Annotated in this window: 30 protein-coding genes; 15 read left to right on the top strand and 15 right to left on the bottom strand. The window is 73.0% G+C overall.

Features of this window, described 5'->3' with window-relative positions; all coding sequences use genetic code 11:
* Window positions 1-77 precede the first annotated feature (77 nt).
* Window positions 78-1028, top strand: a complete 951-nt coding sequence (locus Q8R60_15425) for an NADPH:quinone oxidoreductase family protein (GenBank protein ID MDP3713866.1) — start codon at window positions 78-80, stop codon at window positions 1026-1028.
* Window positions 1029-1034: 6 nt separating this feature from the next.
* Here the strand turns inward: Q8R60_15425 and trmB are convergent, their stop codons facing one another.
* Both trmB and Q8R60_15435 read right to left on the bottom strand, forming a co-directional pair.
* Window positions 1035-1718, bottom strand: a complete 684-nt coding sequence (gene trmB, locus Q8R60_15430; protein MDP3713867.1) for a tRNA (guanosine(46)-N7)-methyltransferase TrmB — start codon at window positions 1716-1718, stop codon at window positions 1035-1037.
* Window positions 1719-1924: 206 nt separating this feature from the next.
* Window positions 1925-2527, bottom strand: coding sequence for an acyltransferase (locus Q8R60_15435; GenBank protein MDP3713868.1), 603 nt, complete (start codon window positions 2525-2527; stop codon window positions 1925-1927).
* A gap of 26 nt (window positions 2528-2553) precedes the next feature.
* Here Q8R60_15435 and Q8R60_15440 point away from each other — a divergent pair, with 26 nt between their 5' ends.
* Together Q8R60_15440 and Q8R60_15445 are read left to right on the top strand one after the other, a co-directional pair.
* Entirely contained in the window at window positions 2554-2754 is a 201-nt protein-coding gene (locus Q8R60_15440) for a hypothetical protein (protein ID MDP3713869.1), read from the top strand.
* Window positions 2748-3980, top strand: coding sequence for a hypothetical protein (locus Q8R60_15445; GenBank protein ID MDP3713870.1), 1233 nt, complete (start codon window positions 2748-2750; stop codon window positions 3978-3980). Before Q8R60_15440 ends, Q8R60_15445 begins: the two co-directional genes overlap by 7 nt.
* A 21-nt stretch (window positions 3981-4001) precedes the next feature.
* Here the strand turns inward: Q8R60_15445 and Q8R60_15450 are convergent, their stop codons facing one another.
* Window positions 4002-4373 (bottom strand): hypothetical protein, encoded by a 372-nt coding sequence (locus tag Q8R60_15450; protein MDP3713871.1) that lies wholly within the window; start codon window positions 4371-4373, stop codon window positions 4002-4004.
* Between the two features lie 43 nt (window positions 4374-4416).
* On the opposite strand from Q8R60_15450, the gene Q8R60_15455 reads away from it, so the two are divergent.
* Genes Q8R60_15455 through Q8R60_15465 form a run of 3 tightly spaced genes read left to right on the top strand, consistent with a single transcriptional unit; the run spans window position 4417 to window position 7740 of the window.
* Entirely contained in the window at window positions 4417-5436 is a 1020-nt protein-coding gene (locus Q8R60_15455) for an LLM class flavin-dependent oxidoreductase (GenBank protein MDP3713872.1), read from the top strand.
* The gene (locus tag Q8R60_15460; protein ID MDP3713873.1) at window positions 5423-5998 is read left to right on the top strand and encodes a GNAT family protein; all 576 of its coding nucleotides are present in this window, start codon (window positions 5423-5425) and stop codon (window positions 5996-5998) included. Before Q8R60_15455 ends, Q8R60_15460 begins: the two co-directional genes overlap by 14 nt.
* The gene (locus tag Q8R60_15465) at window positions 5995-7740 is read left to right on the top strand and encodes a DEAD/DEAH box helicase (protein ID MDP3713874.1); all 1746 of its coding nucleotides are present in this window, start codon (window positions 5995-5997) and stop codon (window positions 7738-7740) included. The genes Q8R60_15460 and Q8R60_15465 overlap by 4 nt, the downstream gene beginning before the upstream one ends.
* 6 nt (window positions 7741-7746) lie before the next feature.
* Here the strand turns inward: Q8R60_15465 and Q8R60_15470 are convergent, their stop codons facing one another.
* The 4 genes from Q8R60_15470 to Q8R60_15485 form a co-directional block, all read right to left on the bottom strand.
* Window positions 7747-8925, bottom strand: a complete 1179-nt coding sequence (locus Q8R60_15470) for an amidohydrolase family protein (protein MDP3713875.1) — start codon at window positions 8923-8925, stop codon at window positions 7747-7749.
* A 101-nt stretch (window positions 8926-9026) separates the two neighbouring features.
* Window positions 9027-9347, bottom strand: coding sequence for an AzlD domain-containing protein (locus tag Q8R60_15475; GenBank protein MDP3713876.1), 321 nt, complete (start codon window positions 9345-9347; stop codon window positions 9027-9029).
* A complete protein-coding gene (locus tag Q8R60_15480; GenBank protein ID MDP3713877.1) occupies window positions 9344-9991 on the bottom strand; it encodes an AzlC family ABC transporter permease in 648 nt (215 codons plus the stop codon). The genes Q8R60_15475 and Q8R60_15480 overlap by 4 nt, the downstream gene beginning before the upstream one ends.
* Window positions 9992-10262: 271 nt before the next feature.
* Window positions 10263-10778, bottom strand: coding sequence for a YbaK/EbsC family protein (locus Q8R60_15485; protein ID MDP3713878.1), 516 nt, complete (start codon window positions 10776-10778; stop codon window positions 10263-10265).
* Window positions 10779-10802: 24 nt separating this feature from the next.
* Here Q8R60_15485 and Q8R60_15490 point away from each other — a divergent pair, with 24 nt between their 5' ends.
* Complete coding sequence (locus tag Q8R60_15490) at window positions 10803-11225, top strand: hypothetical protein (GenBank protein ID MDP3713879.1); 423 nt, start codon at window positions 10803-10805, stop codon at window positions 11223-11225.
* Here the strand turns inward: Q8R60_15490 and Q8R60_15495 are convergent.
* Genes Q8R60_15495 through Q8R60_15515 form a run of 5 tightly spaced genes read right to left on the bottom strand, consistent with a single transcriptional unit; the run spans window position 11195 to window position 17598 of the window.
* Window positions 11195-12394 carry a molybdopterin molybdotransferase MoeA gene (locus tag Q8R60_15495; GenBank protein MDP3713880.1) on the bottom strand — a complete coding sequence of 400 codons (1200 nt, stop codon included), beginning with the start codon at window positions 12392-12394 and terminating at the stop codon, window positions 11195-11197. The genes Q8R60_15490 and Q8R60_15495 overlap by 31 nt on opposite strands.
* Window positions 12394-12621, bottom strand: a complete 228-nt coding sequence (locus tag Q8R60_15500; protein MDP3713881.1) for a DUF6457 domain-containing protein — start codon at window positions 12619-12621, stop codon at window positions 12394-12396. Before Q8R60_15500 ends, Q8R60_15495 begins: the two co-directional genes overlap by 1 nt.
* Window positions 12622-12673: 52 nt before the next feature.
* Window positions 12674-13660: a GTP 3',8-cyclase MoaA gene (gene moaA / locus Q8R60_15505; GenBank protein ID MDP3713882.1), complete on the bottom strand. Its 987-nt coding sequence runs from the start codon at window positions 13658-13660 to the stop codon at window positions 12674-12676.
* Complete coding sequence (locus tag Q8R60_15510; protein ID MDP3713883.1) at window positions 13657-17010, bottom strand: adenylate/guanylate cyclase domain-containing protein; 3354 nt, start codon at window positions 17008-17010, stop codon at window positions 13657-13659. The genes moaA and Q8R60_15510 overlap by 4 nt, the downstream gene beginning before the upstream one ends.
* A gap of 3 nt (window positions 17011-17013) precedes the next feature.
* Window positions 17014-17598, bottom strand: coding sequence for a hypothetical protein (locus tag Q8R60_15515; GenBank protein MDP3713884.1), 585 nt, complete (start codon window positions 17596-17598; stop codon window positions 17014-17016).
* A gap of 137 nt (window positions 17599-17735) precedes the next feature.
* Here Q8R60_15515 and Q8R60_15520 point away from each other — a divergent pair, with 137 nt between their 5' ends.
* Window positions 17736-18032 (top strand): putative quinol monooxygenase, encoded by a 297-nt coding sequence (locus Q8R60_15520; GenBank protein ID MDP3713885.1) that lies wholly within the window; start codon window positions 17736-17738, stop codon window positions 18030-18032.
* Window positions 18033-18039: 7 nt separating this feature from the next.
* Here the strand turns inward: Q8R60_15520 and Q8R60_15525 are convergent, their stop codons facing one another.
* Window positions 18040-18390, bottom strand: a complete 351-nt coding sequence (locus Q8R60_15525; GenBank protein MDP3713886.1) for a hypothetical protein — start codon at window positions 18388-18390, stop codon at window positions 18040-18042.
* Between the two features lie 40 nt (window positions 18391-18430).
* Between Q8R60_15525 and Q8R60_15530 the strand changes: the two genes are divergently transcribed.
* The 7 genes from Q8R60_15530 to Q8R60_15560 all read left to right on the top strand — a co-directional run bounded on the left by Q8R60_15530 (window position 18431) and on the right by Q8R60_15560 (window position 23470).
* The gene (locus tag Q8R60_15530) at window positions 18431-18907 is read left to right on the top strand and encodes a PH domain-containing protein (protein MDP3713887.1); all 477 of its coding nucleotides are present in this window, start codon (window positions 18431-18433) and stop codon (window positions 18905-18907) included.
* A complete protein-coding gene (locus tag Q8R60_15535) occupies window positions 18900-20171 on the top strand; it encodes a PH domain-containing protein (GenBank protein MDP3713888.1) in 1272 nt (423 codons plus the stop codon). The genes Q8R60_15530 and Q8R60_15535 overlap by 8 nt, the downstream gene beginning before the upstream one ends.
* Before the next feature lie 35 nt (window positions 20172-20206).
* On the top strand, window positions 20207-20497 hold the full coding sequence (locus Q8R60_15540) for a hypothetical protein (GenBank protein ID MDP3713889.1): 291 nt from the start codon (window positions 20207-20209) through the stop codon (window positions 20495-20497).
* On the top strand, window positions 20494-21264 hold the full coding sequence (locus tag Q8R60_15545) for an HAD-IA family hydrolase (GenBank protein ID MDP3713890.1): 771 nt from the start codon (window positions 20494-20496) through the stop codon (window positions 21262-21264). Before Q8R60_15540 ends, Q8R60_15545 begins: the two co-directional genes overlap by 4 nt.
* Entirely contained in the window at window positions 21261-21767 is a 507-nt protein-coding gene (locus Q8R60_15550; protein MDP3713891.1) for a GNAT family N-acetyltransferase, read from the top strand. Before Q8R60_15545 ends, Q8R60_15550 begins: the two co-directional genes overlap by 4 nt.
* Window positions 21768-22054: 287 nt before the next feature.
* Window positions 22055-22531: a hypothetical protein gene (locus Q8R60_15555; GenBank protein MDP3713892.1), complete on the top strand. Its 477-nt coding sequence runs from the start codon at window positions 22055-22057 to the stop codon at window positions 22529-22531.
* 6 nt (window positions 22532-22537) lie between these two features.
* Entirely contained in the window at window positions 22538-23470 is a 933-nt protein-coding gene (locus Q8R60_15560; protein MDP3713893.1) for an HNH endonuclease signature motif containing protein, read from the top strand.
* Between the two features lie 63 nt (window positions 23471-23533).
* On the opposite strand, the gene Q8R60_15565 is transcribed toward Q8R60_15560, so the two are convergent.
* Together Q8R60_15565 and Q8R60_15570 are read right to left on the bottom strand one after the other, a co-directional pair.
* Window positions 23534-25003 carry a cryptochrome/photolyase family protein gene (locus Q8R60_15565; protein MDP3713894.1) on the bottom strand — a complete coding sequence of 490 codons (1470 nt, stop codon included), beginning with the start codon at window positions 25001-25003 and terminating at the stop codon, window positions 23534-23536.
* Between the two features lie 32 nt (window positions 25004-25035).
* The gene (locus Q8R60_15570) at window positions 25036-26574 is read right to left on the bottom strand and encodes an AMP-binding protein (GenBank protein ID MDP3713895.1); all 1539 of its coding nucleotides are present in this window, start codon (window positions 26572-26574) and stop codon (window positions 25036-25038) included.
* Between the last annotated feature and the right edge of the window lie 159 nt (window positions 26575-26733).

Here is a 26733-nt window from a genome sequence, read left to right on the forward strand (position 1 = left end):
CCGTCCCCTGTAGACACGTAGTCGTCCGGAAAGTGGCAGCGAGACGGTCTGCCACTCGTGAGCAGACAGGAGCCGTCATGCGCGCGATCCAGATCACCGAGTTCGGCGGACCGGAAGTCCTACAGCTCAGCGAGGTGGCCGACCCGGTCGCCGCCGACGGGTTCGAGGTCGTCGCGGTCTGGAGCGCCGGCGTCAACTACGCCGACACCCACCAGGTCGAGGACAGCTACTTGTCCAAGACGACGCTGCCGCTCATCCCCGGCTCGGAGGTCGTCGGCGACCTCGGCGGCACCCGAGTGGCAGCCTTCACGATGACCGGCGGCTACTGCGAGCAGGCCCTCGTCCACCCCGCGATGTCGTTCCCGCTGCCCGAGGCGGTCTCCGACGGGCAGGCGCTGTCGCTGATGGTGCAGGGCCTCACCGCCTGGCACTTGCTCCGCACCTCCACCCACCTCGTTGAGGGCGAGTCCGTCGTCGTGCACGCCGCTGCCGGCGGCGTCGGCACCCTCGCGGTCCAGCTCGCCAAGGCATGGGGTGCCGGCAACGTCATCGCGGTTGCCTCCTCGGAGGACAAGCTCCAGCTGGCCAAGGACCTCGGCGCCGACAGCCTCGTGCTCGCCGGCGAGGCCGACCTCAAGGGCGCGCTCGAGGCGGCCAACGGAGGCCGCAAGGTCGACGTCGTGCTCGAGATGGTCGGTGGTCCGACCTTCGACGCCTCCCTCGCCGCGCTGGCGCCCTTCGGACGGCTCGCGACCTTCGGCATGGCCTCGCGCACGGCCCCGAAGCCGGTCCACTCCGGCGAGCTGATGTCGCGCAGCCGCGCGGTCATCGGCTTCTGGCTGGCCCACTGCTTCGGCAACCCCGCGATGCTGCAGCCGCAGATGGCCGAGCTGCTCGACATGGTCGTCGCCGGCACCCTGCGCCCGCTGGTCGGCGGCACCTACCCGCTCGCCGACGCCCGGCAGGCCCACGAGGACCTGCGCGGCCGCGGCACCACCGGCAAGCTCGTCCTCGATTGCACCGCCTGACGAGCCTCAGTCGCGGGCGGCGACGACGTCCAAGGGGCAGCGGCCGGCCCGCAGGCCCTGCTCCTCGAAGCGGGTCACCGGTCGCCCGCGCAGCCGCGCGCCGGTCTCCACGACCCGCAGCGGTGACTGCCCGAGGACGTCGCGCACGACCTCGGCGTACTCCTGCCAGTCGGTCGCCACGTGCAGGACGCCCCCCGGCGCGAGGCGGTCGTGGACCAGCGCGGCGAAGGCCCGCGTGACGAGGCGGCGCTTGTGATGGCGGCTCTTGGGCCACGGGTCGGGGAAGAGCACCCGCACCTCGGCGAGCGACCCCGAGCCGACCATGTCGCGGAGCAGCACGAGGGCGTCGCCGTCGGCGACCCGCAGGTTGGTCAGGCCCGCGTCGCCGACGAGCCGGAGCAGGTTGCCGTGCCCCGGCGTGTGGACGTCGACCGCGAGCACGTCGAGCTCGGGGTGGTCGCGCGCGGTCGCGAAGGTCGCCTCCCCCATGCCCGCACCGATCTCGAGCAGCACGGGAGCCTCTCGGCCGAACAGCGCGGGGAGGTCGAGGGGCCGGGGCTCGACCCGCAGGCCGTACGACGACCACAGCCGCGCGATCGCGTCCGCCTGCGTCGCCGAGACCCGGCTGCGCCGCATCTTGAAGGTCCGCACGGTGTCGGAGGCCGCGAGGTCCAGCGGGGGCAGCTCCACCGCATCGAGCCTAGGGCTCCTGCTCGCGCGCCCGGACGGGTGTGGCGATCACGCACGCTGCGGCCGGCCTGCATGATCGCCACATCCCCGAGGCGGGGTGGACGCCGACGCGTGTGCCCTGGCAGATGTGGCGATCACCCACGCTCGGGCCCGCCTGCATGATCGCCACATCCTGGTGGGGGCTGTCGCAGGAGGCCAGGGTGGGTCTACAGGCGCGGGCGCTCGGGGCAGGCGCAGAAGTAGTCGCACCAGGCCCGCTGGCAGTGCGCCGGGTAGTCGAGCTTGCGGGTCACGACGCCCGGGTTGCCCGCGACGATGCAGTCGTCGGGCACGTCGCGGGAGACGACCGCGCCCGCGCCCACGACGACCCGCTTGCCGATCGTCACGCCGGGGAGGATGACCGCTCGGGCGCCGACCCAGGTGCCGTCACCGATGCGCACCGGGGCGTCGTAGGGGTTGCGGCCCTCGGTGCCGTGGCTGTTGCTGTCGAGGATGTAGACCTCGTTGGCGAGCGCGACGTCGTTACCGATCGTCACCTCGAGGACCGAGAACAGGATCGTGCCGGCGTTGACGAAGCAGCGGTCGCCGAAGGTGACCTTGCCCCAGCCGCACAGCAGGGTGCGTCGGTGGCCGGACACGACCCGGAAGTGGTCGCCCACCGTCATGTCGCTGCACTCGAGGCGCGGGTGGCCGTAGACCTTGGCCCACTGGCCGTGCGTCATGCCGCGCAGGTGGTAGGCGGTGTTGGCAGCGAGCTTCGCCGCGTCGGCGTGGCGCCGCGCGGTCCCGAGCACGTCAGCGGCCCCCACGGCTCCAGACTATTAGCCTCGAGCCGGTGGACGCCGATCAGGACGAGCGGGTGGTGTGCTCGGCGAAGGGCTGCCGGGCCGACGCGGCCTTCGCGGTGGTCTGGAACAACCCGTCGATCCACACGCCGGACCGCGAGAAGGTCTGGCACGCCTGCCCCGACCACCGCGACAGCCTGGCCCAGCACCTCGACGTCCGCGGCTTCCTGACCCGGGTCGACCCGTGCTAGCACTGGCCGGTCAGCAGGTCGTCGCGGAGGGCTTGCCGGCCGACGTGCCCGGTGCCGTCGTGATGAACATGCACGTCACCGGCCTCGCGGTCGCGCGCTCGCTCGGGCGCGCGGGCGTGCCCGTGCTCGGCCTCGACAAGGAGCGCGGCGGCCTCGGCCAGCACTCCCGCCACCTCTCCGCGCTCGGGCTCGTGCCAGGCCCCGAGGACGCAGAGGCCCTGGCGCAGCACCTGGTCGCGCTCGGACCGTCCTTCCCGACCCGTCCCGTCCTCTTTCCCTGCAACGACGACTGGGTGCTCGCGCTGGCCGCGCACCGCGACGTGCTGGAGGAGCACTACCTCTTCCCCTTTGCGCCCTACGACGTCGTGCAGCGGGCGCTGTCGAAGACCGACCTCTACCGCGCCTGCGAGGCGCTCGGGGTCGACGCGCCGCGGTCGTGGTACCTCGACGACCGGCCTGCGGAGCACGTCGCCGACCAGGTCCCCTACCCCTGCGTGCTCAAGCCCGACGACTCCCGCGGCTTCTACGACGCCTTCCAGGCGAAGGTGTTCGTCGTCCACGACCGGGCCGAGTTCCTCGAGCGGTACGCCACAGCCGCCGCGCACGGCCTGTCCCTCGTCGCGCAGGAGTGGATCGGCACCGACCCGGGCGGCTTCTGGTCGGTGGCGTCCTACCTCTCCCCCGACGGGACACCTCGCGGGGTCTTCACCGGGCGCAAGCTCGAGCAGTGGCCGCCCGACTTCGGCACCTCCTGCCTCGCCGACGCGCAATGGGACCCGGCCATCGCCGACGCCGGCGTGCGGGTTCTGCAGCAGCTCGGCTACAGCGGCATCAGCGAGATCGAGTTCGTCCGCGACGCGGCGACCGGGCGGCTGCTGCTGCTCGACGTCAACACCCGCGCCTGGAAGTGGATCGGGCTGCCGGTCGCGGCCGGGGTCGACCTGCCGCTGCTCGCCTGGTCCGACGCCGTCGGCCGGACCTTCGACGCCGGGCCGCAGGTCGACGGGACCCGCTGGGTGTTCCTGCGCGACTACGTCCGGCTGGTCCACGCGCGGGCCGCGACCGTGCCGCACGAGGCCGTCACCAAGGACGAGTGGACCGCTCTGATGGCGGGTCGAGCGACCGGCCTCGTCGACGGCATCCACGACCCCGACGACCCGGAGCCGGCGTACGACGCCCTGTGGTCGGAGCTGTCCGGCGGCAGCGGCTACACCTGCGCCTGCTGACCAAGCCAGGTCAGTGCCGGGTCAGTGTCGGAAGCCGCCGAAGAAGCGCCGGAAGACCCCGCCCTGCACGGGCAGCGGCGGGGCGGCCGGAGGTGGCGTCGTACGCCGTCGCGCGATCGGCTGGTCGTAGTCGGTGTGCCAGATCGCCTCGATGGTCTGCGCCTCGTCGTAGTCCTCGGACCCCGCGATCTTCGGGACGAAGCCGACGAGCATGCCGTTGGCCATCACCTGCGCCTCGAGCCCGGCAGTGCCGTCGGTGTCCCAGACCGCCTCGCGGCCGTCGGGCAGGGCGACGACGACCCCGAACTGGTAGACCCCGGCCTTCTTCACGGTCGCGTGCACGCCGTGCGAGCGCAGCGCGTCGACCACGCGGTGCGCGCGTCCCTCGTCCATGGCGGCCACGCTACCCACGCCACCTGTCACTAGCCTGGCAACCATGCGCTTCGGCTACTGGATGCCCATCTTCGGCGGCTGGCTCCGCAACGTCCCCGACGAGGGGATGTCGATCGACTGGCCGTACCTCCGCGACCTCGCCGTCGCGAGCGAGCAGCACGGCTTCGACCTGTCTCTCATCGCCGAGCTCAACCTCAACGACATCAAGGGCCACCGCGCCCCGTCGCTGGACGCGTGGGCCCTCGCCCCGGCTGTGGCGGCCGTCACGCAGAGCCTCGAGCTGATGCTCGCGGTCCGCCCCAACTACCACTCGCCGAGCCTCACCGCGAAGGCCGTCAGCACCCTCGACACGATCGCCCCGGGCCGCATCAGCCTCAACGTCGTGAGCTCGTGGTGGAAGGACGAGGCCACGCAGTACGGCGCGCCCTTCGACGTGCACGACGCCCGCTACGCGCGCACCGCCGAGTGGCTCGAGGTCTTCACCCGCCTGATGAAGGAGGAGACGGTAACCCACCACGGTGAGCTCTACGACCTCGACGGGTGCGTGCTCGAGCCCAAGCCGGCCGAGCCGCCGACGGTCTACATGGGCGGGGAGTCCCCGACGGCGAAGGACGTCATCGCACAGCAGGGCACCGCCTACGTCATGCACGGCGATGCCCCCGAGGTCATCGCCGCGAAGGTGCAGGACATGGAGGCGCGCCGCACCGCCGCGGGCCGACCACCGTTCCGCTACGGCGTGTCCGGCTACGTCATCGTGCGCGGCACCGAGGCGGAGGCGCAGGCCGAGCTCGCCCGCGTGCTGGACGTGCAGTCGAGCCCGGAGGCCTACGCGTCTTACCAGGACTTCGTCGCCGGCTCCCAGCTGGAGTCGCAGGTGTCGCTGGAGGAGTACTCCGTGTCCAACAGGGGCCTGCGCGCTGGGCTGGTCGGCACGCCCGAGCAGGTCATCGCGCGGATCCGCGACTACGAGGCTGCGGGCGTCGACCTGATGCTCCTGCAGTTCTCCCCGCAGCACACCGAGATGGAGCGCTTCGGTCGTCAGGTCATCCGTGCGTACTCCTGAGCCCGTCGTCCTCACCGGCGACCGCGTCCGCCTCGAGCCGCTCGGGCCCGAGCACGTCGAGGACCTCTTCGCCGCCGCCCAGGACGACCGGGTGTGGAGGTGGCTCCCCGCCCTGCGGCCACGCACCGTCGAGGACGTCGTGACCCTCGTCGACGCCGCCGAGGCCGACCCCGACCGGCTCGCCTTCGCGGTCGTCGTCGACAGCCGGGCGGTGGGCTCCACGAGCTACCTCGACATCGACGTCGCGCTCGGCGGGCTCGAGATCGGCTGGACGTGGTACGCCGTGGAGCAGTGGGCGAGCCGCACCAACCCGCAGTGCAAGCGGCTGCTGCTCGGGCATGCCTTCGACGACGTCGGCGCCGGGCGGGTGCTGCTCAAGACCGATGCCCTCAACGCCCGCTCGCAGGCCGCGATCCGCCGGCTCGGGGCGGAGTACGACGGGACGCTGCGGCACCAGCGCCGCCGGCCCGACGGGACGGTGCGCGACACGGCGTACTTCTCGATCCTCGCGGCCGAGTGGCCGGCGGTCCGTGCCGGCCTCGACGAGCGGCTCGCCCCGTGACCGACTTCGCCGACCTCGGCCTGCGACCCGAGCTGGTCCGGGCGCTGGCCGCCCTCGGCTACGAGGAGCCGACACCGGTGCAGGCCGCGGCGATCCCGCCGCAGCTCGAGGGCCGCGACGTCCTCGGCCAGGCCGCGACCGGCACCGGCAAGACCGCCGCCTTCGCGCTGCCGCTGCTGCAGCGCCTCGGCGAGTCGCGCGGCCGGCTGCCGTCGGCCCTCGTGCTCACCCCGACGCGCGAGCTCGCGATGCAGGTGTCAGAAGCGGTGCACACCTACGGCAAGCAGCTCGGTGTGCGCGTGCTGCCGGTCTACGGCGGCCAGCCGATCGGGCGGCAGCTGCGCGAGCTCGAGCGCGGCGTCGACGTCGTCGTGGCAACGCCGGGTCGGGCCATCGACCACATCAACCGGGGCACCCTGCAGCTGTCCGAGCTCGCCGTCGTGGTGCTCGACGAGGCCGACGAGATGCTCGACATGGGCTTCGCCGACGACCTCGAGGCAATCTTCGCCGCGACGCCGGCACAGCGCCAGACCGTGCTCTTCTCCGCGACCCTGCCGAGCCGGATCACGGCCATCGCGAAGCGCCACCTGCACGAGCCGGTGCGGGTGCAGATCGAGCGGGAGACCACGACCGCCGGTGAGGCGCCGCGCGTCCGCCAGGTCGCATACGTCGTGCAGCGCGCCCACAAGCCGGCGGCCCTCGGGAGGCTGCTCGACGTCGAGCAGCCCGCGCGCGCGATCGTCTTCTGCCGCACCCGCGAGGAGGTCGACAGCCTCACCGAGACCCTCAACGGCAGGGGCTACCGCGCGGAGGCGCTGCACGGCGGGCTCAGCCAGGAGCAGCGCGACAGGGTCGTCAACCGGCTGCGCGCTCGCACCGCCGAGCTGCTCGTCGCGACCGACGTCGCGGCCCGCGGCCTCGACATCGACCACCTCACCCACGTCATCAACTACAACGTCCCGTCGGCCGTGGAGCCCTACGTCCACCGCATCGGCCGGGTCGGGCGCGCCGGCCGGGTCGGCACCGCCATCACCCTCGCCGAGCCGCGCGAGCACCGGATGCTCAAGACGATCGAGCGGGTCACCGGCGCGACCATCGCGCAGGAGCGGCTGCCCAGCGTCGAGGACCTGCGCAGCCGGCGCCTCGAGCTGACCCGCGCTGCCCTGCACGCGTGCCTCACCGACGACGACCTCGAGGGCTTCCGGGGGGTCGTCGACTCGCTGACCGCCGACTTCGACCTCGCCGACGTGGCGGCCGCGGCCGTCAAGCTCGCCCACGAGGCGACCGGGCCGGCCCCCGACGAGCAGGACATCCCGACCGCGACCGCCCCGGCGACCGGCACCCGAGACTCCCGCCCCGACTCCCGCCCCGACTCCCGGGCCGACTCCCGGGCCGACTCGCACTCGGGCAGCCGACCGGTGGCGGGTCCCCGGTCCTCACCGCACGACCGCAGCCGGCCAACCTCCGGCGGCCCCGACCCGGCCCGCGAGCCACGTGGCGGCGGCACCTGGGGCAGGGTCTTCGTCGGCCTCGGCCGCTCCTCGGGGATCCGTCCGCAGGACCTCGTCGGTGCCGTCGCCGGCGAGACGTCGCTGTCGGGCCGTGATGTCGGCGCGATCGAGATCAGCGAGCGGTTCTCCCTCGTCGAGGTCCCGGAGGACAGCGTCGACGAGGTCGTCGCGGCCCTGCGCACCACGCTCATCCGCAACCGCAAGCCCGTCGTGCGGCGCGACCGCTTCTGACCGTCGTCAGGCAGCCGGGCCCATGAGCGACAGGGCGTTGTCGCGCAGGATCTTGCGGCGTACGCCGTCGTCGAGGTCCTTGAGCTCGACGAGGTAGTCCAGCGGCGAGGGCATGCCCTCGATGTGCGGCCAGTCCGAGCCGAACAGCACCCGGTCGGCGCCCATGAGCTCGACGACCTCGTGGACGTCGTCCTCCCAGAACGGGTTGACCCACAGGTGGCGGCGCAGCGTCTCGACGGGATCCTCGGCCCAGTAGCCGGGCATCTTCTTCGCAGCGGACCGCAGCCCGGCGAACAGCCCCGGCAGGAACTGGGAGCCGTTCTCGACCGAGGCGACGCGCAGGCCGGGGAAGCGGGTGAAGAGCTGGTCGAAGGCGAAGCTCGCGACGAGGTCGTGGATCGAGCGCTCCATGGTGAGCATCGAGATCCGGGGGCGCGCCATCGCCTTGAACGACGAGGAGAAGCGGCCGCCGCTGTAGCCGGCGGTCGCGGTCGGGCCGCTGTCGCCGGCGTGCACGACAAGGGTGATCCCGGCCTCCTGCAGCCGCGCCCAGAAGGGGTCGAAGGCCTCGTCGCTCATCGGCAGCCGACCGTCGCGGGTCGTCGGGGCGGCGGCCCGCACGACGACCGAGCGGGCGCCGAGCCCGACAGCCCGCTCGAGCTCCGCGCAGACCCAGTCGACGTCGCACAGCGACAGGTAGGGGGCGGCCCAGATGCGGCCGTGGTAGCCGTAGCCCCAGTCCTCCTCGACCCAGCGGTTGAAGGCGCTGAACATCAGAGTGACCGCCTCCGGATCCTCGGAGAGCTCCTCCTCGTAGAGCATGCCGAGGGTCGGGTAGAGCCAGATCTGCTCGACGCCCTGGTCGTCCATCGTCGCGATCCGGGCGTCGCGGTCGCGGTAGGCCGGGCGCACCGGCTCGCGCTCGCGCAGGAACTCCATCGGCAGCTTGCCGTCGGGGTTGCCGCGGAAGTAGTCGGCCATCGCCCCTGGCGGGCTCACCGGGTCGAAGGTCGGGTTGACGACCGCCTTGTTGAGCCGGCCACCCACGATCGGGTAGCGGCGGCCACCCACCTCCGCCCACTGGAAGACCCGCTCGCCGTGGCGCGGGTCGAGGTGACGCGTGAAGGCGTCGAGCGCCTCGTAGTAGTGGTTGTCCGCATCGATGACGCCGTAGTCGAGGTCCACGCCCCGAAGGTAGAACACGTTCTCTTTGGCGGCCACCCCCCTCGCCGTCCCAGCCCCCGTCCCAGTCCCCGTCCCAGCCTCCTTGTGCAAGGAGGTGGCGGTCAGGAGAGGCCGGCGGCGCGGAGCGCAGCGGTGACGGCCGCGGCGCCGACGACGACCACGACGAGGTGGGCGCGCCGCCACAGCAGCACCGAGGCGACCCCGATCCCGACGGTCTTCGCTCCGACGGCGAGCTCCGGGCCCTCGGCTAGCGCGCTCGTGACGACAAGGGCCGCGAGCAGCGCCGAGCCGAGCAGCGCGACGACTCGCACGAGCGGCGCGGGCAGCTCGCGCTCCCCGATGGCGAAGGGCCCGATCCCCTTGCAGACGAAGGTAACGAGCGCGACCAGCGCGATCGTGGTCCACACCGTCGTGGCGCTCACACCGGCCGCCGCAGGCCGACCAGCGCAGCAGCGCTCGCGACGAGGACGGTCACGCCGGCGGGCACGAACGGCACCAGCGCGAGGGCGACGAGCGCCCCGGCGAGCGCCACCCCGCGGCGCAGCGGGTCGCGCAGCTCGGTCCACAGCAAAGTGAGGAAGAAGGCGGGGAAGAGCGCGTCGAGGCCGAGCGCGCGGGCGTCGAGGTCGGGCACGACAGCGCCCGCCGCAGTGCCGAGGACCCACATGACGTACTGCGCGCCGGTGTGGCCGAAGAGGTACTCCCGGGCGAAGGTGCCGTCACCGTTGGACGCCATCACCCAGGAGGAGTCGACGGTGCCCTGGCCCTCGACCGCCCGGCGCAGGCGCCCGCCGCGCAGCGACGGTCCGAGGGCGAAGCCCATGGGGACGAAGCGGCTGTTCATGAGTGCGGCGGCGCTCACCGCCGCGCCGACCCCGCCGCCGGCCACGAGGATGCCGAGCGAGGTGAACTGCGCGGAGCCGGCGAAGACGACCGCGGACATGACCACGGCGGCCAGCGGGGAGAAGCCGGCCTCGGTCGCGACCACGCCGAACGACATCGACAGCACGAAGGCGACCGCGGCGAAGGGCGCGCCGTCACGCAAGCCGTCCCGGAAGGTGCGCACCACACCGACCCTACGGACCCCTCAGGCGAGCAGTCCCGCCCGGACCGCGTGCCCCGGGTCCGGGCCACCAGCCGCAGCTGCCGTGCTTCCCCGCATCGCGCTTGGCGGACTTCGGACTTCCAGCTGGACAGCGAGATCGGACCGGTGTGCGTGCTCCCCCACCCGCGGTGACGCACTCGACCGTGAGGTGGAAGTCCCACGTCCGAGCAGCAGGCAGTCGACAGTCCTGCGTGGACGAGGCGGTGGGCGGCGTGACCGCCGGCGTCACGGCCTAGCCGGCAAGGCCTTCCACGACCTGCGCCCCGGGCAACGCGGCGAGCGAGGCGCCCGGCAGGACCAGCTTGGAGCGGCGCAGCCCGGACCCGACCACGACCCACGGGACCCCGACGACCCGGCTGTCGATCAGCAACGGCCAGCCGGCAGGCAGGCCGACGGGGGTGATCCCGCCGTACTCCATCCCGGTCTCGGCCACCGCCACGTCCATCGGCGCGAAGCTCGCCTTGCGCGCGTCGAGCAGCCGCCGCACAACGCCGTTGACGTCGACCCGCGTGGTCGCGAGCGCGACGCACGCCGCGAGCGTCGTCACCTCGCCGCGCCGCCCGGCGACGACGACGCAGTTGGCCGACTCCTCCAGCTTGACTACGTAGGCCGCGCAGAAGGCCGCGGTGTCGGCGAGCTCAGCGTCGATCTCGGCCACCAGCGCACCAGGGGGCAACAGGGGTACGACGGGAGGCGCGAGCAGGTCGGCGCGCTCGACGGCGGGCGTGGTGGCGAGGGTTCCGAGCACGCCTGCGACCTTACGGTTGCCGGTATGACCCCACGGCAGCGCATCGAGGCCCACGCCGCCCGGGTCGGTGCGGCGGCGGTCGTCGACGGCTGCCGCGCACTGCTGCGCGAGGACGGGATGGATCCCGCACTGGTGCGGGTCCTCGCCGGTGATGCCGCGACCTGGGGGCTCGAGCGGCAGAACCACTGGCTGCGGGTGTGGGGCGTCCGCGGCCTGCTGTGGTGCTGGGACGACGCGGCCCTGCCCGAGCTGGCGGACGCGCTGGCCGACCCGCAGTGGCGGGTGCGCGAGCTGGCCTGCAAGGTCGTCGCACGCCATGGCCTCGACAACCTGCACGACCCGATCGCCGGGCTGCGCGACGACGAGGTGCCCCGGGTGGCCGCGGCAGCCGGAAGGGCGGTGGTCCGTCTGCTCGCTCAGGGCAGCGCGACGACCTCGACCCCCTGACCCGCGGCGCACCCGGGCGGGACCACCGCGAGGTGGTCCGCGACAGCGGCGCCGCGCAGCATCGCCGAGCCCGCGTGCCCCGTGGGGTGGGCCGCACCGCCGGTCAGGGTGATCGGCACCAGCCGGGTGGTCGCTGCCGTCGACGGCTCGCCCCGCCAGGTCGCTCGGGCGAGCTCCGGCAGCGGTCTGCCGGCCAGCGCGGCCAGCAGCGGCTCCGCGAGCGTGACGAGGGCGACGAGGGCGGCGAGCGGGTTGCCGGGCAGACCGAGGACCCAGGTGCCGTCGGGCAGGCGCGCGAGCAGCTGCGGGTGACCGGGGCGCACGTCGACGCCGTCGACCAAGACGTCTGCGTCCAGCTCGCGTAGGACCGTCGCGAGGTGGTCGGCCGGTCCGGCCGACGACGACCCGGACACCAGCACGACGTCGGCTCGGGTGGGGGCGCTGGTGTCGGCGCTGGTGTCGGGGGCGGCCTCGGTGAGGGCGGCGCGCAGCCGGTCGCGGTCGTCCGGCACCACGTCGACCCTGACCGAGACCGCGGCCAGACCGGGGACCGCCGCCCGCAGCAACGGGCCGACCGCGTCACGGATCCGGGCCGCGGACGGCAGCCCGTGGTCGACGAGCTCGGAGCCGGTGACGACGGCGCGGACGGTCGCGCGCGGGTGGACGAGCACGCTGTCGTGTCCGGCTCCCGCAGCCAGCCCGAGGGCAGCCGGCGACAGGACGGTGCCGCGGGCGAGCAGGACCTCCCCCACTGCGGCCTCCTCCCCCGCCGACCGGACGTGACGTCCCCGCTCCGTCGCGCCGGACAGGAGGTCACCGGTGTGCGGATCCGACGACGCGGCAGCCAGGTGCCCCTGCTCGAGCGGCAGGACCGAGGTCGTGCCGACGGGCACCGCGGCGCCGGTCGCTGTGACGACGGCGTCGCCGTCACGGAGCTGCACAGACGCGACGTCACCGGCGAGCACCTCACCGACGACCCGCCACGGGCCGTCACCGCACACCGCCCAGCCGTCCATGGCGGAGGCGTCGAAGGGCGGCAGCGCGACCAGGGCCCGCAGGTCCTCGGCCAGCACCAGCCCGGCCGCGGCGTCGAGGGCGACGCGACCCGCGGGCAGCGCTGTCGCGCAGGCGTGCGCGATCGCCCGGGCCTCGTGCCAGTGGGTGCCCACTACGCGCGGTCGGTCCACGACGCCGCGAGGGCGGCCAACCGCGCGGAGGCCTCGATCGGGTCGGCGCCACGGCCGACCGCGATCCCGAGCAGGTAGGTGGTCAGCGGTGCGGCCGGCCGGGTCACGCCGTGGGCCGCGTCGCGGGCGAGGTCGAGCAGCGCGGTGACGTCGACCGGGTCGGTCAGGCCGAGCTCGGCCGCGGCGGCAGCCACCCAGTCGTCGAGCACCCGGACTCCTCTGCGTCGTACTCCGTGTCGGGTCCAGTGTCCCGCACCGGGGTCAGCCGCCGATCGCCGACATGGGGCGCTGCGGCTGCAGGAAGCCGGGGTCGTCGATGCCGTGGCCGGCGCGCTTGCCCGCGACCGCGAGTCGCGCCCGTTCGGCGAGCTCGGCGTCGGTAGCGCCGGAGCGCAGCGGGGCGCGGAGGTCGGACTCCTCGCGGGCGAAGAGGCAGTTGCGCAGCTGCCCGTCGGCGGTGAGCCGGAGCCGGTCGCAGGTGCCGCAGAAGGGCCGGGTGACCGAGCCGACGATGCCGACCTGGGCCGGGCCACCGTCGACGAGCCAGGTCTCGGCGGGAGCGCTACCGCGGTCCTCGGCGGGCGTCAGGGAGTAGCGGCGAGAGAGCTGGGCGAGGACCTCGTCGGCGGTCACCATCAGCGCGCGGTCCCAGCCGTGCTGCGGGTCCAGGGGCATCTGCTCGATGAAGCGCAGCTCGTAGCCGCGCTCGAGGCACCAGTCGAGCAGCTCGCCCGCCTCGTCGTCGTTGCGACCCCGCATGAGGACGGCGTTGACCTTGACGGGGGTGAGCCCCGCGGCCGCCGCGGCCTCCAGGCCGGCGACGACGTCGGCGTGCCGGTCGCGACGGGTGAGCTGGTGGAAGCGGTCAGGGCGCAGCGTGTCGAGGCTGACGTTGACCCGGGCGAGGCCCGCGTCGGCGAGCGGCTGCGCGAGCCGGCGCAGGGCCAGGCCGTTGGTGGTGAGCGACAGCCGCAGGCCCAGCTCGACGAGCCGGCGCACGAGGTCGACGACCCCGGGGCGCAGCAACGGCTCGCCGCCGGTGAGCCGCACCGTGCGGATGCCCTCCCGCGCGAGCAGCCCGACGACCCGCACGAGCTCGTCGTCGGTCAGCAGCTCCGGCTGCGGGAGCCAGGGCAGGCCCTCCGCAGGCATGCAGTAGTCGCAGCGCAGGTTGCAGCGGTCGGTCAGCGACACCCGCAGGTCGGTGGCCACCCGGCCGAAGCCGTCGACGAGGCCTTGTGCGGTCATTCCCCGAGGGTACGTCGGGGCATGTAGGACCGGAGCCGCTCGCGCAGCAGCGTCTCGGCGTCGTCGGGCGCCCCGCAGGCCACCAGGACCTCGCGGGCCTCGGCCAGGTGGGTCTGCTCACCGAAGAGGTGGGCGTGCCACACCAGGGGTACGGCGGTCCAGGCGGTGACCCCGAGCGACTTCCACTCCGCCGCCGCAGCGACCAGCCGCGCATCGTCGCCGTCAAGCAGGCCGTGCAGCAGGTGGTCGACCGCTCGGGCCTCGGCGAGGTCCGGCAGCGGTGGCAGCTGGAGAGCGATCGCGGGGCGCTCACCCTTCAGCAGGTCGTCGACCTCCAGCCAGCGCTGCAGGATCGCGTCGACCGGAGGCGCTCCCCACTCGCGGCTGTCCCGTTGGAGCGCGTCGGACTCACTGAACGACACGCGCTGCCCTGCCATCACCTGGCACTGCAGCCGCAGCACCCGAGGACGCAGCGACAGGAAGGGCTGGTCCCCGGCGCGGTCGGCCTCGAGGACCTGGTCGAGCAGCGGGACGGCCGCCTCCCACCGACCCGTCTCGCAGGCCCGCACTGCCGCACACCACGCTCGCTCGCGGTCGTAGGCCCTGCCGAGCTCTGCGGCGAGCTCCGACGCCTCCTGCAGCGCGCCGTCGGCCTCCCCTGGGCGTCCCTGCCTGCCGCGCAGGAGCGCTGTCGCCACCAGCACGTCGAAGCGCTGGTGCGAGGTCGGTCGCGCGGCAGCGTGGTCCGCACCCTGCTCGAGCAGCGCGTCAGCGAGCTCCAGATCCCCTACGGCGACCGCAGCCTCGGTTGCCACCCATACCGCGTTGCTCACGACCTGGCGGACACCGACAGATTCCCCGAGCTGCACGGCCTCCTGAGCATGAGCAAGCGCGTGCGTCGGTGACATCCCGGCCAGGTCCACGAGCGCGCGCCCCGCCAGCAGACGACTGCGGCCGCCGATGTCGTCCGGCCGTGCCAGTGCGTTCGCGTGTCCGAGCCACTCCTCCAGGTACCCCCGGCCGCGCAGGAACGCGTGGAAGGCCACCGTCTGCGCAGCCGTGGCCGCCATCGCCATGTCTCCCGCTCGCCGCGCCGCGTCGTAGGCAGCGGAGAACGCGACAGCGATCTGCGCCAGCGAGTCTCCCTGCAGGGCGTAAGCGCCCGCGATGTGCACCTTGGCTTGCCCCACTGCATCGTCGACCTCGATGTAGGCGGCCATGGCCTCATCGAGGAGCTCGCGGGCCCGCTCCGGGTCACTGAGCACGAAGGTCATGCCGTGCAGCAGAAGAGCGTGTGCCTCGCCGTTCCGGTCCTGCGCGGCAACGGCGAGGCGGTGCGCCAGCACAGCTGCCTTACGCGCCGCCAAGTGCTGCCCCACCAGCTCGTGCACCTCCGCGAGAAGCAGCTGTGTGTCCAGCTGCTCCAGGTCGCAGGCGGCGTACTGCTCGAAGAGGGCTGTCACGCGCGCGAGAACCGCGAGGCTCGCCGCGGGGTTCTCCTGCACGAGCCCGTGCGCATGCGCGAGCAGCGCCATCTGGGTATCGCGGGCCAGTGAGCAGTCTGGTGCGGAGAGTCCTTGGCTGAGATCCAGAGCGGCCTCCAGGTGGGCCGCCCGGGCAGCAAGCGCCCCCGAGGGGAGCCGCACGGAGTACCAGTCAGCTGCCGCTCGGTGCTGGTCCACGCGGCGCGCACGGGTCAGGCTCTCGTAGGCGACGTCGCGGACGAGCGCGTGGCGGAAGCGGAGCCGCGGACCAGCGGCCGACGCCTCCCACTGCAGGAGACCGCGGGCGACGAGCCCGTCCGCCACGTCGGCGATGTCGCTCCTGCACAGGTGACGCAACAGATCGGGGACGACGGCCTCGCCGCTGATCGACGCAGCGGCGAGGACGTCCCGCTCGATCCCGTCGAGGAGGTCAAGGCGTCCCGTGACGAAGAGCCTCATCACGGTGGGCACCCGTCGCAGGCCTTCGGGGTGCGCGATGACGGCACGCCCGCCGTCCATCTCGACGGTGCGCTCCTCGAGGAGGAGGCGCGCGCACTGCTCGAGGTAGAGCGGGACACCCCCGGCCCGCGCTGTGAGGAAGTCGATGAGCTCCGGGGGAGCTCCGGGCAGCAGCTGGTCGACCACGAGCCGGCTGTCCTCGGCGGTGAGCGGCTCGACGTCGAGGTCTGGGCACGCAAGGGCGGGCGTCCCGTCGCGGCGGCTGGTCGCGACGACCGACAGGCCGTCGAGCGCCAGCAGCGAGGACAGCAGGCGAAGCTCGACCGGCGTCGCCCAGTGCACGTCGTCGATGACGACGACGAGCTCGTCGCGGTGCTGGGCGAGGACGTTGACGAGCGCGGCTACCTGGTCCTCGACCCGATCGGGCTCTGCGCTGTCGACCGGCTCACCGCGCAGGCGACGCAGCCGGCGCTGTGCCGCCTCCGGCAGTCCTGCGAGCCACTCGGCCGGAACCGCGCAGGCGAGCTCGGCAACGGCAGCGACCTGCGCCTCAGCCCGGAACGACGGGCAGGCTGCAGTCAGGACACGGAGCCCCGCGACGTCCTGGCGACGCGCCGCCCACTCTCGGGCCACCCTGGTCTTGCCGACCCCCGGCTCGCCCACGAGAAGCACGCGCCCCGCCACGCGGTCCATGGCCCGCAGCACGTCGTCGCGACCGAGGAGCCTCGTGGTCGACGGCGTGCGCCGCGCATCGGGGACAGCGCCTTCGCGCCACAGCAGCCGACGGGCGAGGACGGGCAGATCACGACCCCGCACCTCGATCCGGTGCTCGTCGGACCAGCGCAGGCTGGCGGACACCGCCGTCAGCAGGGCCGACGCGACGAGCACTTCGTCGGGACCCGCAACGGCGCACAGCCGACTGCCGACGTTGACGGCGTCGCCGGACACCGAGAACCCATCCGTCTCCCACGAAGGGGCAACGAGGACCTCCCCGAGGTTGACCCCGATGCGCAACGACGGGAGCTCGGGACCGTAGGCCGCGCGCCGGTCAGCGACGATCGACTGCATCGCGACCGCGGCGGACAGCGCCCGGAAGGCGATGTCCTCGCTGTCACGCAGTGCTCCGAAGACGGCCATGAGACCGTCCCCCTCGATCGCGGGCACCGAGCCCCCCAGATCCGTGCAGGCGCGCCGCAGCCCGTTCATGAGCGGGCGAATCAGCAGGTGCACGTCCTCGGGGTCCAGGGACGCCGCCAGGTGGGTGTAGCCCGCGAGGTCGGCGAACACCACGGCAACGACACGTCGCTGAGGTTCGAAGGACGCGGTCCCGCACTCGGCACACGGACCCTGCGGTGCCTGCGGAGCACCACACGCCGCGCACACGCGCGCGGCGCTCGCCCGAGTCATGACTCAGTCCGCGTGGACCGCTCGGCCGGCGCCGAAGCCCCGGGTGCGTCGCGGGCTGGCGTAGAGCACCCGCGCTGTGGCGACCGACGGGTGGTCGGTGACGGCGACCAGCTGGCGGTGCAGCGACTCGGAGTCGCCGGCGACGACCTCCACGACCGCGTCGACCCCCGCGGTGCCGAACGTGAGCGCGGCCAGCGTCTGCGTCCCGCCGAGCTCCTCGGCGGCACCGAGCTCCTCTGCCCAGGCGCTGAGCCGTCCGCGCAGCAGCGTCAGGAGCACGAAGGCCACCTCCACGTCCGGCGGCACGTAGCTGGGAACACCGCGGATCGGCACCATCCGCACGAGTTCGCACGGCACGGTGTCCGGGTCAGGGCAGATGAGCGCGTAGGCAGCCTCGACGGTCTCCTCGGGAGTCCCGGCCGTGTCGTCCGGTGCAGCCACCGACGAGTAGGTCCCGAAGCCGACGCGGAAGGGCCCGTTGATGGGGTTCACGGCCGCCCGCAGGACGCCGCGATCCACGAGGTCGAGCCAGTCCTCACCGCTGATCGACCGTCGGTCCTTGAGGAACATGACGTGCAGCTCGGACACCCGAACCCCCCTTGTCTGCGCGACCCCCTGCCGCGCGAGGCGCACGCTATCGCCTGTTCTGTCCCCCGTCGTGTCGCTTGCATGACACCCGCGCGCCCGCCAGGCTGCAGCCCCCACCCACGACATCAGGAGTGCCCGTGCTGCTCGTCACCGCCCGCATCACCACCACGCCCGGCGCCGCCGACACGCTGCTGCCCGCTGCGAAGGAGATGGTCGAGGCGACCCGCCAGGAGGACGGCTGCCTGTCCTACGAGCTGCTCGCGTCGACCGAGGCGCCCGACACCTACCTGATGCTCGAGACCTGGCGCGACCGCGCGGCGCTCGACGCCCACATGGCCGCACCGGCCATGGCCGCCTTCGGAGCGGCAGCGGGCGCGCACCTCACCGGCGTGGACATCACGCTGCACGAGGTCTCGAGCAGCGGCCCGATGTAGCAGCCGGTCAGCGGTCCCCGTCGACGAGGAAACCGCGGACGGTCTCCTTGCGCGCCTCGACGCAGGCCTCCAGCGCGGCCTCCTGCCGCGGGGTGGCGCCGGTGATGACGAAACGCACCGGGAAGCGGCGCTGGATGTCCGGGTCGGGGTTGCCGCGGTCGGCGACGGCCTCGACCCCGGGCAGCCCGCCGCAGTCGGCGCGCAGCTGGTCGCGGTCGGTCTGCGTGACGCCCTGCTTCATCGTCACGACCAACACCCGGTCGCGGCCCTCCACGAAGTAGGCGAAGACCCCCGCCATCACGATGCTGCCCGTCATGAGCGTTCCGCCGACGACGAGCAGGACCTTGTTGCTGTTCACCCCACCATCATCGGTCACCACCCCGGGTAGCGTCGCGCCGGTGGAGCTGATCGCCGGGGACTGGCGCCGTCCCGACCCCGCACTGCGCCGGCTGCGTCGCCTGGAGTGCGTCCTGCTGCTGGGCCTGCCAGGACTGCTGACCTGCCTGGTCCTGACCGCCGCCGCCGGCCCGCCGGAGGGCGTCGCGGCGCTGCTCGTCGTCGGCCTCGCGGTCGCTCTCGCGGTCGGCGCCTCCGACCGCCGCGTGGCGGCGTGGGGCTACGCCGAGCGCGAGGACGACCTGCTCCTACGCCGAGGCGTGCTCGTGCGCCGGACGACCGTCGTGCCCTACGGCCGGATGCAGTACGTCGACGTCGTCGCCGGGCCGCTCGACCGGCGCTACGGGATCTCCACCGTCGTCCTGCACACCGCCGCGGCCGCCACCGACGCCGCCATCCCCGGGTTGCAGACCGCCGAGGCGGAGCGGCTGCGCGACCGGCTCGCCGCCCTGGGCGAGGCCCGCGCCGCCGGTGTCTGACTGGTCGCGGCTGCACCCGCTCACGCCGCTGCTGCGCGGCGGCCGCTACCTGCTCGCGCTGATCGCCGTCGTCGGTCAGCAGGGCCTGCGCAGCGCCGACGGCCGCTTCATCGCGGTGGCTGCTGGGGTTGGGACTCCGCTCGCGCTGCTGGCGGGCTACCTCTCCTGGCGGACCACCCGCTACCGCGTCGAGGGCTCCGAGCTGCACATCACCAGCGGCGTCCTGCAGAAGCGCGACCGGCGCGTGCCGCTCCCCCGCGTCCAGAGCATCGACGTCGTACGCCCCCTCGTCGGTCGGGTCCTCGGTCTCGCTGAGCTGCGGCTCGAGGTCGTCGGCGGGGGTGACACCGAGGCCCGGCTGTCCTACCTCACCGACGACCAGGCCGTGGCCCTGCGCGGCTCGCTGCTGGCGCTGGTGTCGGGCACGCCCGAGGCGGACGAGCAGCCGACCGAGCACGTGCTCGTCGAGGTGCCGACCGAGGCGCTGGTCGGCTCGGTGCTGCGAAGCCCCGCGACCGTGCTGCTCGTGTCCCTGCCGGTGATCGCGGCGCTCACCGCGCTGGTCGACGTGCGGGCCGCCGGCACCGTCCTGCTCGGTCTGCTGCCCGCGCTCCTCGGCACCGGCAGCCTCGCGGTGCGCCGGCTGCTGCTGGAGTACGGCTTCTCCGTCGCCGAGGTGCCCGGTGGGCTGCGGCTGCGCCACGGGCTGCTCGACAAGCGGACGCAGACCATCCCCACCGGCCGGGTCCAGACCGTGCGGGTGCGCGAGCCGCTGCTGTGGCGGCGCAAGGGGTGGGTGCGCGTCGAGGTCGACGTCGCGGGCTACGCCGGCGGCCGTGGCGAAGAGCAGGCGCAGACCTCCGCGCTGCTGCCCGTCGCTCCCCGCGAGCTGGCGCTGGCCCTCGTCGAGCGGGTGCTGGGCGGCCCGCTGCCCAAGGCGTTACTGCCCGCACCTCCCAGCGCCCGGTGGCGCGCGCCGCTGTCGGCCCGAAGGCTGCGTATCGGCTCCGACCGGCGCCTGGTCGTCTCGCGCTACGGCATCCTCACGTCGACGACCGACGTCGTACCCCTGTCCAAGGTCCAGAGCCTGCGACTGTCGAGCGGCCCGTGGCAGCGCCGGCTCGGGCTCGCCTCGGTGCACGTGGACAGCGCCGGGCGCAGCCTGCGCGAGGCGGTGCTCCAGCACCGCGGCGCCGGTGAGGCCGACGAGCTCATCACCGTCCTCACCGCCCGTGCCCGCGCCGCCCGCCAGCCGACAGGCTGACGCCTGTCGGGACCCCGCGGCGATAGCGTCGTTCGGTGACCGTGCGCGCTGTCCCGTTCGACGAAGGGCATCGCGTCGACGCCCTCACGCTGTCGTTGGAGATCGGGGCGCAGGCACTAGACCCGGCAGTCTTCGAGCACGCACTCGGTGCTCTGGGCGTCGCCCCCGCGGAGGCGTTGATGGTCGGCGACCGGTCCCGGCCCGACGGAGGTGCCGTCGAGTCAGGAGTCATGACGTTGCTGCTGCCGCCGCTGCGCCACCCTGCGGATGAGCGCCTGCACCACGTGCTCGCGCTCTGCACCTCGCACGGAGCAGGCTCGCCATGAAGCGGGCCGTCGTCTTCGACTTCTTCGGCACGCTCACCGATCCAGGCAACGAGCACAGGCGACGAGCGGTGTACGACGCCACAGCGGCCGTCCTCGGGATCGCGCCAGACCAGTTTTGGGCAGCCGTGACCGGCTCGTTCACCGAACGCGCCACGGGCGTGCTGGGCGGCACGCCATCGACGCTTCGGGAGTTGGCAGCGCGGTGCGGCACCACTCCGAGCGCGCTCGTGCTCGACGAGGCTGTCACCACTCACAGGGCCGGTGCCACCGTGCTGCACGAGCCTCGACCAGGCGCCCTTGACGTCCTCACGACGCTGCGAGCACACGGGCTGCGAATCGGTGTGCTCAGCGACTGCAGTAGCGAGCTCTGCGAGGCCTGGGACGAGCTGCCCTACGCCGGCCTTGTCGACGCGGCGGTCCTGTCGTGGCGGGTCGGCTACCGCAAGCCGGACCCACGCGGCTATCGGGCAGCGGCGGACGCGCTACGCGTCGCACCGGAGGAGTGCTGGTTCGTCGGCGACGGCGGCAGCCGCGAGCTCCAGGGCGCGGCCGCGGCAGGCATGACACCCGTCCTCGTCGCCAACACCGCCTACCCGGACCACGCTTCCTTTCGCGACGACCCCGACGCCTTCGTTCCCGACCACGTCGTGGACGACCTCGATGCTGTTCGTGGTCTCGTCGACTGGCCGAGCCAGACGGCCGCCGACGAAGGAGACCTGGAGCGTCGCCCGCCCCACGCACACACCTGGCGTCGACGAACCACATGACTGACAGACCGCAGGTGCGCATCCGGGTGGCCGGACCCGAGGACCTTCCAACACTGGCCCACTTGCTCTGGCTGCACGCTGCTCCTGATGAGCAAGCGATGCAGTCCCCCGACTCCTTCGCAGAAGAGGTCGTCGAGTGGTGGGGCCGCCATCAGTCCACCCACAAGGGGTTCCTCGCGCGATCGGGAGACGCGGCCGACGTCGGCATGGCGTGGTCGGCACTCTTGCCACGTACACCACGGCCCGGCAGTGTCGAGCGCTGGTCGGCCGAGATCCAGAGCGTCTTCGTGCTCTCGGAGTACCGGGGTACTGGGATCGGTTCGGCGCTCGTGCGGGCAGCAGCAGAGCATGCCGAGCTTGCTGGTGCCGCCCGGGTGACGGTCCACTCGGGCCGCAAAGCTGTCCCGGTCTACGAAAGGCTCGGGTTCACCTCCTCGCCGCAGCTCATGGACCGTATGCGGCAGGAGCGCCTCCGCACCGCGCATGATGATGCGAGCGGCTGAAATGGAACTGGAGTCTGGGGTAGCCGGGAGGCACATCCGGAAGCCCTGATGGCTTTTCTGGGCCTCATCGCCATCGGCGACACGACCCAGAATAGTTGTGCACACCCCTTGCGATCCGGAGGATCCGGGTTACTATTAGCACAGTTGTTCGGACGGCTGGTGCGGGGGTGGTCACGGTGGTGCAGGCGACGGCGGGGGTCCCGGCTGACGCACGCGTGTCCGCTGCCCGAGTTGCTCTGCAGGCCGCTGTCTCGCCTTCCTCTGACGGGCTCACGGCTGCGGCGGATGTGCACGAGCTGCTTGCGATGCAGGCCGAGCTCGCCGCGGCCCTCGCTGCGCGGCTGCAGGTCGTGGATGCCACGCAGAACTGGCAGCAGACCGGGTCGCGGGCGCAGTGGGCGTGGCTCGCCCGTCACAGCGCGACGGAGACCTCTGCACCGATGAGCCCTTCGGAGGCTCGCCGGTGGGCGAAGCTCGCCCGTGGCCTGCGGCAACGACCGGTGGTGGAGCGGCTGCTCCGGTCGGCCCGGATCACCGCCGCGCATGCCTCGGTGCTGCTGACGCAGCTCGACGTGCTCGACAAGCGGGTCATCGGAAGCCCGTTGAACACCCCGGAGTGGTTGGCGGGGCAGGAGCAGGCGTTCTGCGACCTCGCGGAGCTCACCGACCCCCTCGTGCTCCAGCGGGAGCTCGGCAAGCGCCTGCGGGCTCTCGCCCCCGAGCCGGCCGCGGAGGAGGACCGCGACAAGGTCACCGAACGCTAGGCGTCCCTGTCCGAAGGGTTCGCCGGCATGTGGAACCTCATCGGGACCCTCGACCCGCACAGCGGACAGATCCTCAAGGCCGCGATGAGCGCGTGGCGCCGCAACGACCAGACCGCAGGCGACACCCGTAACCCGGCGCAGCGGGATGTCGACGCGCTCGTCGGGATCGCCAGCGCGTGGATGTCGCGGACCGAGACCGTCACGCGAGGTCGTGGCGTCCAGCTCGTCGTCACGGTCCCCGAAGCCCGGCTCGCCGCCCATCAGAGCCAGCGTGACCTCTACGGGGTCCCGGTGACGTGCCCGGACAGCGGAGCCCGGCTGCCTGATCCGAGGGCCGAGCCGTTGTTCACCCGTGACGGGCAGCTTCTCCCGCACACCGACACCACCGGAGCGGACGCGACCCTGCCCCCGGAGCTGCTCGGAGACCCCGTCCCACCCGCGACCTACCTCGACGGCAGCGCGGTCGCGGAGTCGGCGCTGGAGATGCTGCTGTGCAACGCGACCCTCACCCGGGTCGTGCTCGACCAGGACAGCGCCGTGCTCGACGTCGGCCGGGGCAGCCGGGTCTTCACCCACCCCCAGTGGCTCGCGAGCATGACCCAGTGGGACTGGCAGTGCGCGACCGACGGCTGCCAAGCCCCTGCTGACCGCCTCGAGCTGCATCACGCCCTGTGGTGGCGCGACGGCGGCACCACCGACCTCGTCAACTGCGCACCGCTGTGCCACGGCACCAGCAGCTGCCACAGCCGCGTCCACGACGGCGCGACCCTGCGACTACGCGACGGCCGGCTCCTCGACCAACGCGGCTTCCGACCCGCTACCCCCGACAGCGAGCAGCCCTGGCCACCACCCCTCACAGCACGACCAGCACAGCAGCCCCGCAGCGCGGCAGCAGCCACCCACCGCCTGCACACCATCCTCGGCACCGCCGCTGCCTGAGCGGATCCCCCATTACAGGTCACGCTAGAGAAGCGAGCGCCCCCAACCCTGGAGTTGGCGGGGCTAGGGCGGGGACGTGCCGCGCAGCTGCTCCTGCTCGACGAGCGCCTCCCGGTCGCGCAGTCGATCCAGCCCGGCAAGCGGTTGGCGCATCCGGTGGTTGCCGGCAAGCAGCTCGCGGTCACGGTCGAGGAAGGCCCAGTAGCCGGCGGTGAAGGGGCACGCGGTCGGGCCGACCCGGACCTTGGGGTCGTAGGCGCAGGGCGTGCAGTAGTCCGACATGCGGTCGATGTACGCGCCGCCGGACGCATAGGGCTTGGTCGCCATGAGGCCGCCGTCGGCGTGCTGCGACATGCCGACGACGTTGGGCAGCATCACCCAGTCGTAGCCGTCGACGAAGGCCTGATGGAACCAGCGGGTCAGCTCCTCCGGGTCGATGCCGCGCTGCAGCGCGTAACCACCGAGGACCATGAGCCGCGGGATGTGGTGCACCCAGCCGCGGTCACGGACGTCGCGCAGCACCGAGGACAGGCAGTTCGCGGTGACCGCGTCGGCGTCGAGCTCCCACCACCAGTCGGGCAGCGGGGTCGTCGCGGCCAGGGCGTTGCGGTGGCGGTAGTCGTCGTCGATGTGCCAGTAGACCGACCAGATCCACTCGCGCCAGCCGAGCACCTGGCGGACGTAGCCCTCGACGCTGGCCAGCGGCGCCCGACCCTCGCGGTGCTCGCGCTCGGCTGCGCGGACCAGCTCGGAGGGGTGCAGCAGCCCGAGGTTCTGCGCGGGCGACAGCACGCTGTGCGACATCCACGGGTCGGCCGCGAGCATCGCGTCCTCGTGCGGTCCGAATCCGGCCAGCCGGGTGCGCATGAAGCGGACCGCTGCCTTGACCGCCTCGTCCCGGGTCGCCGGCAGCCAGCGGGGCCCGTCGACCCCGAGGAAGGACACCTCCCCGTCGCGCTCCCACCGGTCGAGGTCGGCGCGGACCTCCTCGTCGATCTCGTCCTCTTGCGGCCACCAGGGCTCGGGCGCCCCCAGCGTGGCGGACCGCGGCGGAGCCTCCCGGTTGTCGTGGTCGAAGTTCCACCGACCACCGACCGGCTCGGACCCCTCCATGAGCACCTCGAAGCGGGCGCGCTGCCAGCGGTAGAAGTCCTCCATCAGCAGCCGCTTGCGGCCACCGGCCCAGGCCGCGAAGTCCTCCCGCGACGTCGCGAAGCCCCGGTCCGGCAGGACCGTCACACCCCGGCTCTCGACGAAACGAAGCGCGCCCTTCGTCGTCGGGTGCACGCACTCGAGCGGCCCGGTCACGGCGGCGAGCGCCTCGTCGTAGGTCTCGACCTGCAGGACGGTCGCCCGGTCGCCGAGGTCGCGCGCGCGGTGGCGCAGCGCCGACAGCACCAGGTGCGCCTTCTGCCGGTGGATGCGGCGACGCCGGAAGACCGCCTTCGACTCGACCAGCAGCACGGGCTGGTCGCTGTCATCGAGGTAGTGCGGCCCGAGCTGGTCGGCGAACAGCCACCGGGTCTTCGTCACCCGCCCACCCTGTCGCGGGGGCGCACGCTGCGCTAGTTGACCTGGCGGTCCTGACCGGCCCAGTACTGCTCGCGCAGCTTGAACTTCTGCACCTTCCCGGTCGCGGTCCGCGGGATCTCCTCGCGGACCTCGACGCTGGTCGGCGACTTGTAGCCGGCGAGGTTGGCCTTGCAGTGCGCGATCAGCTCGGCCTCGGTGGCGCTCGCCCCGGGCGCGAGCACGACGAGCGCCTTGATGGTCTCGCCCCACTTCTCGCTCGGCACCCCGATGACAGCGACCTCCGCGACCGCGGGGTGGCTGAACAGGCAGTCCTCGACCTCGATCGACGAGACGTTCTCGCCGCCGGTGATGATGACGTCCTTCTTGCGGTCGCTGATGGTGAGGAAGCCCTCGTCGTCGATCGTGCCGCCGTCGCCGGTGTGGAACCACCCGCCGTCGAGAGCGTCCGCGGTCGCCTCCGGCTGCTGCCAGTAGCCCTCGAGCACGACGTTGCTGCGGGCCAGCACCTCGCCGTGGTCAGAGGTCGACAGGCGTACGCCGAGGGCCGGCTGCCCGGCCCGCGCCAGCCGTCGCGCCCGCTCCTCCGGCTCGCGCGCGTCGTCCTCGGCGCGCGCCCGGTTGACGGTGAGCAGCGGTGAGGTCTCGGTGAGGCCGTAGATCTGCAGGAACTCCCACCCGAGCTCGGCCTCGATGCGGGCGATGGTGCGCGAGGGCGGCGGGGCGCCCGCGCACACGACTCTCGTCGTACCCCGTCCGGGGATCTCGCCCTCCCAGGACTGCGCGGCCTCGAGCACCGAGGCGACGACGGCGGGCGCGGCGCACAGCAGGGTCACGCCGTGCTCGGCGACGCGGCGCAAGATGTCGGCACCGTCGACCTTGCGCAGCACGACTTGGGGTACGCCGAGACCGGTCAGTGCGAAGGGCATCCCCCAGCCGTTGGCGTGGAACATCGGCAGCGTGTGGAGGTAGACGTCGCGGTCGCTGACGCCGGCGTGCAGGGCGAAGGTGACCGCGTTGACCCAGATGTTGCGGTGCGTGATCTGGACGCCCTTGGGACGCGCGGTCGTGCCGCTCGTGTAGTTGATGGTCGCCGTCGCGTCCTCGTCGGGCTCCCACGCGGCCGGCTCGACACCGGGCCGCAGCAGCGCGTCGTCGGATTCCTTGCCGAGCAGGAAGCGGCGCTCGGCTGTGACCGACGCGAGCGAGGCGTCGAGCTCCGGGTCGATCAGCAGCGTCGTCGCGCCGGAGTGCTCGACGATGTAGCGGACCTCGGCGGGGGCGAGCCGGAAGTTCACCGGCACGAGCACCCGGCCCCAGGCGGTGACACCGAAGAAGGACTCGAGCAGCCGGGCGCTGTTGTGGCTGACGACCGCGACCCGCTCACCGCGGCCGACGCCCAGCGCATCAAGCCCCGCGGCCATCGCGCGCGCCCGCCGGCCGAACTCGGCGTAAGTGACACTGCCAAGCCCGCCGTCCTGGGACGGTCCGGGCTCGTCGACGATGCCCGTACGCAGCGGGTAACAGGTGATCGCCCGATCCAGGAAGTCGCTGGTGCCGAAGGGAACCTTCATGAGGTGCACCGTACGGTGCCGCACGTCCGCAGGACGGCACCCCAGCCGCCCGACTATCAACGGGGCACGTACCCTTGGCCCTGCAGCACGTGCCGACGACCAAAGTCACGGCCGCGCGCCCGTCGCGTCTCTTCGCCCTCGTACGGCGACCTAACTAGC

The organism is Mycobacteriales bacterium (assembly GCA_030697205.1).
Lineage (GTDB): Bacteria > Actinomycetota > Actinomycetes > Mycobacteriales > SCTD01 > JAUYQP01.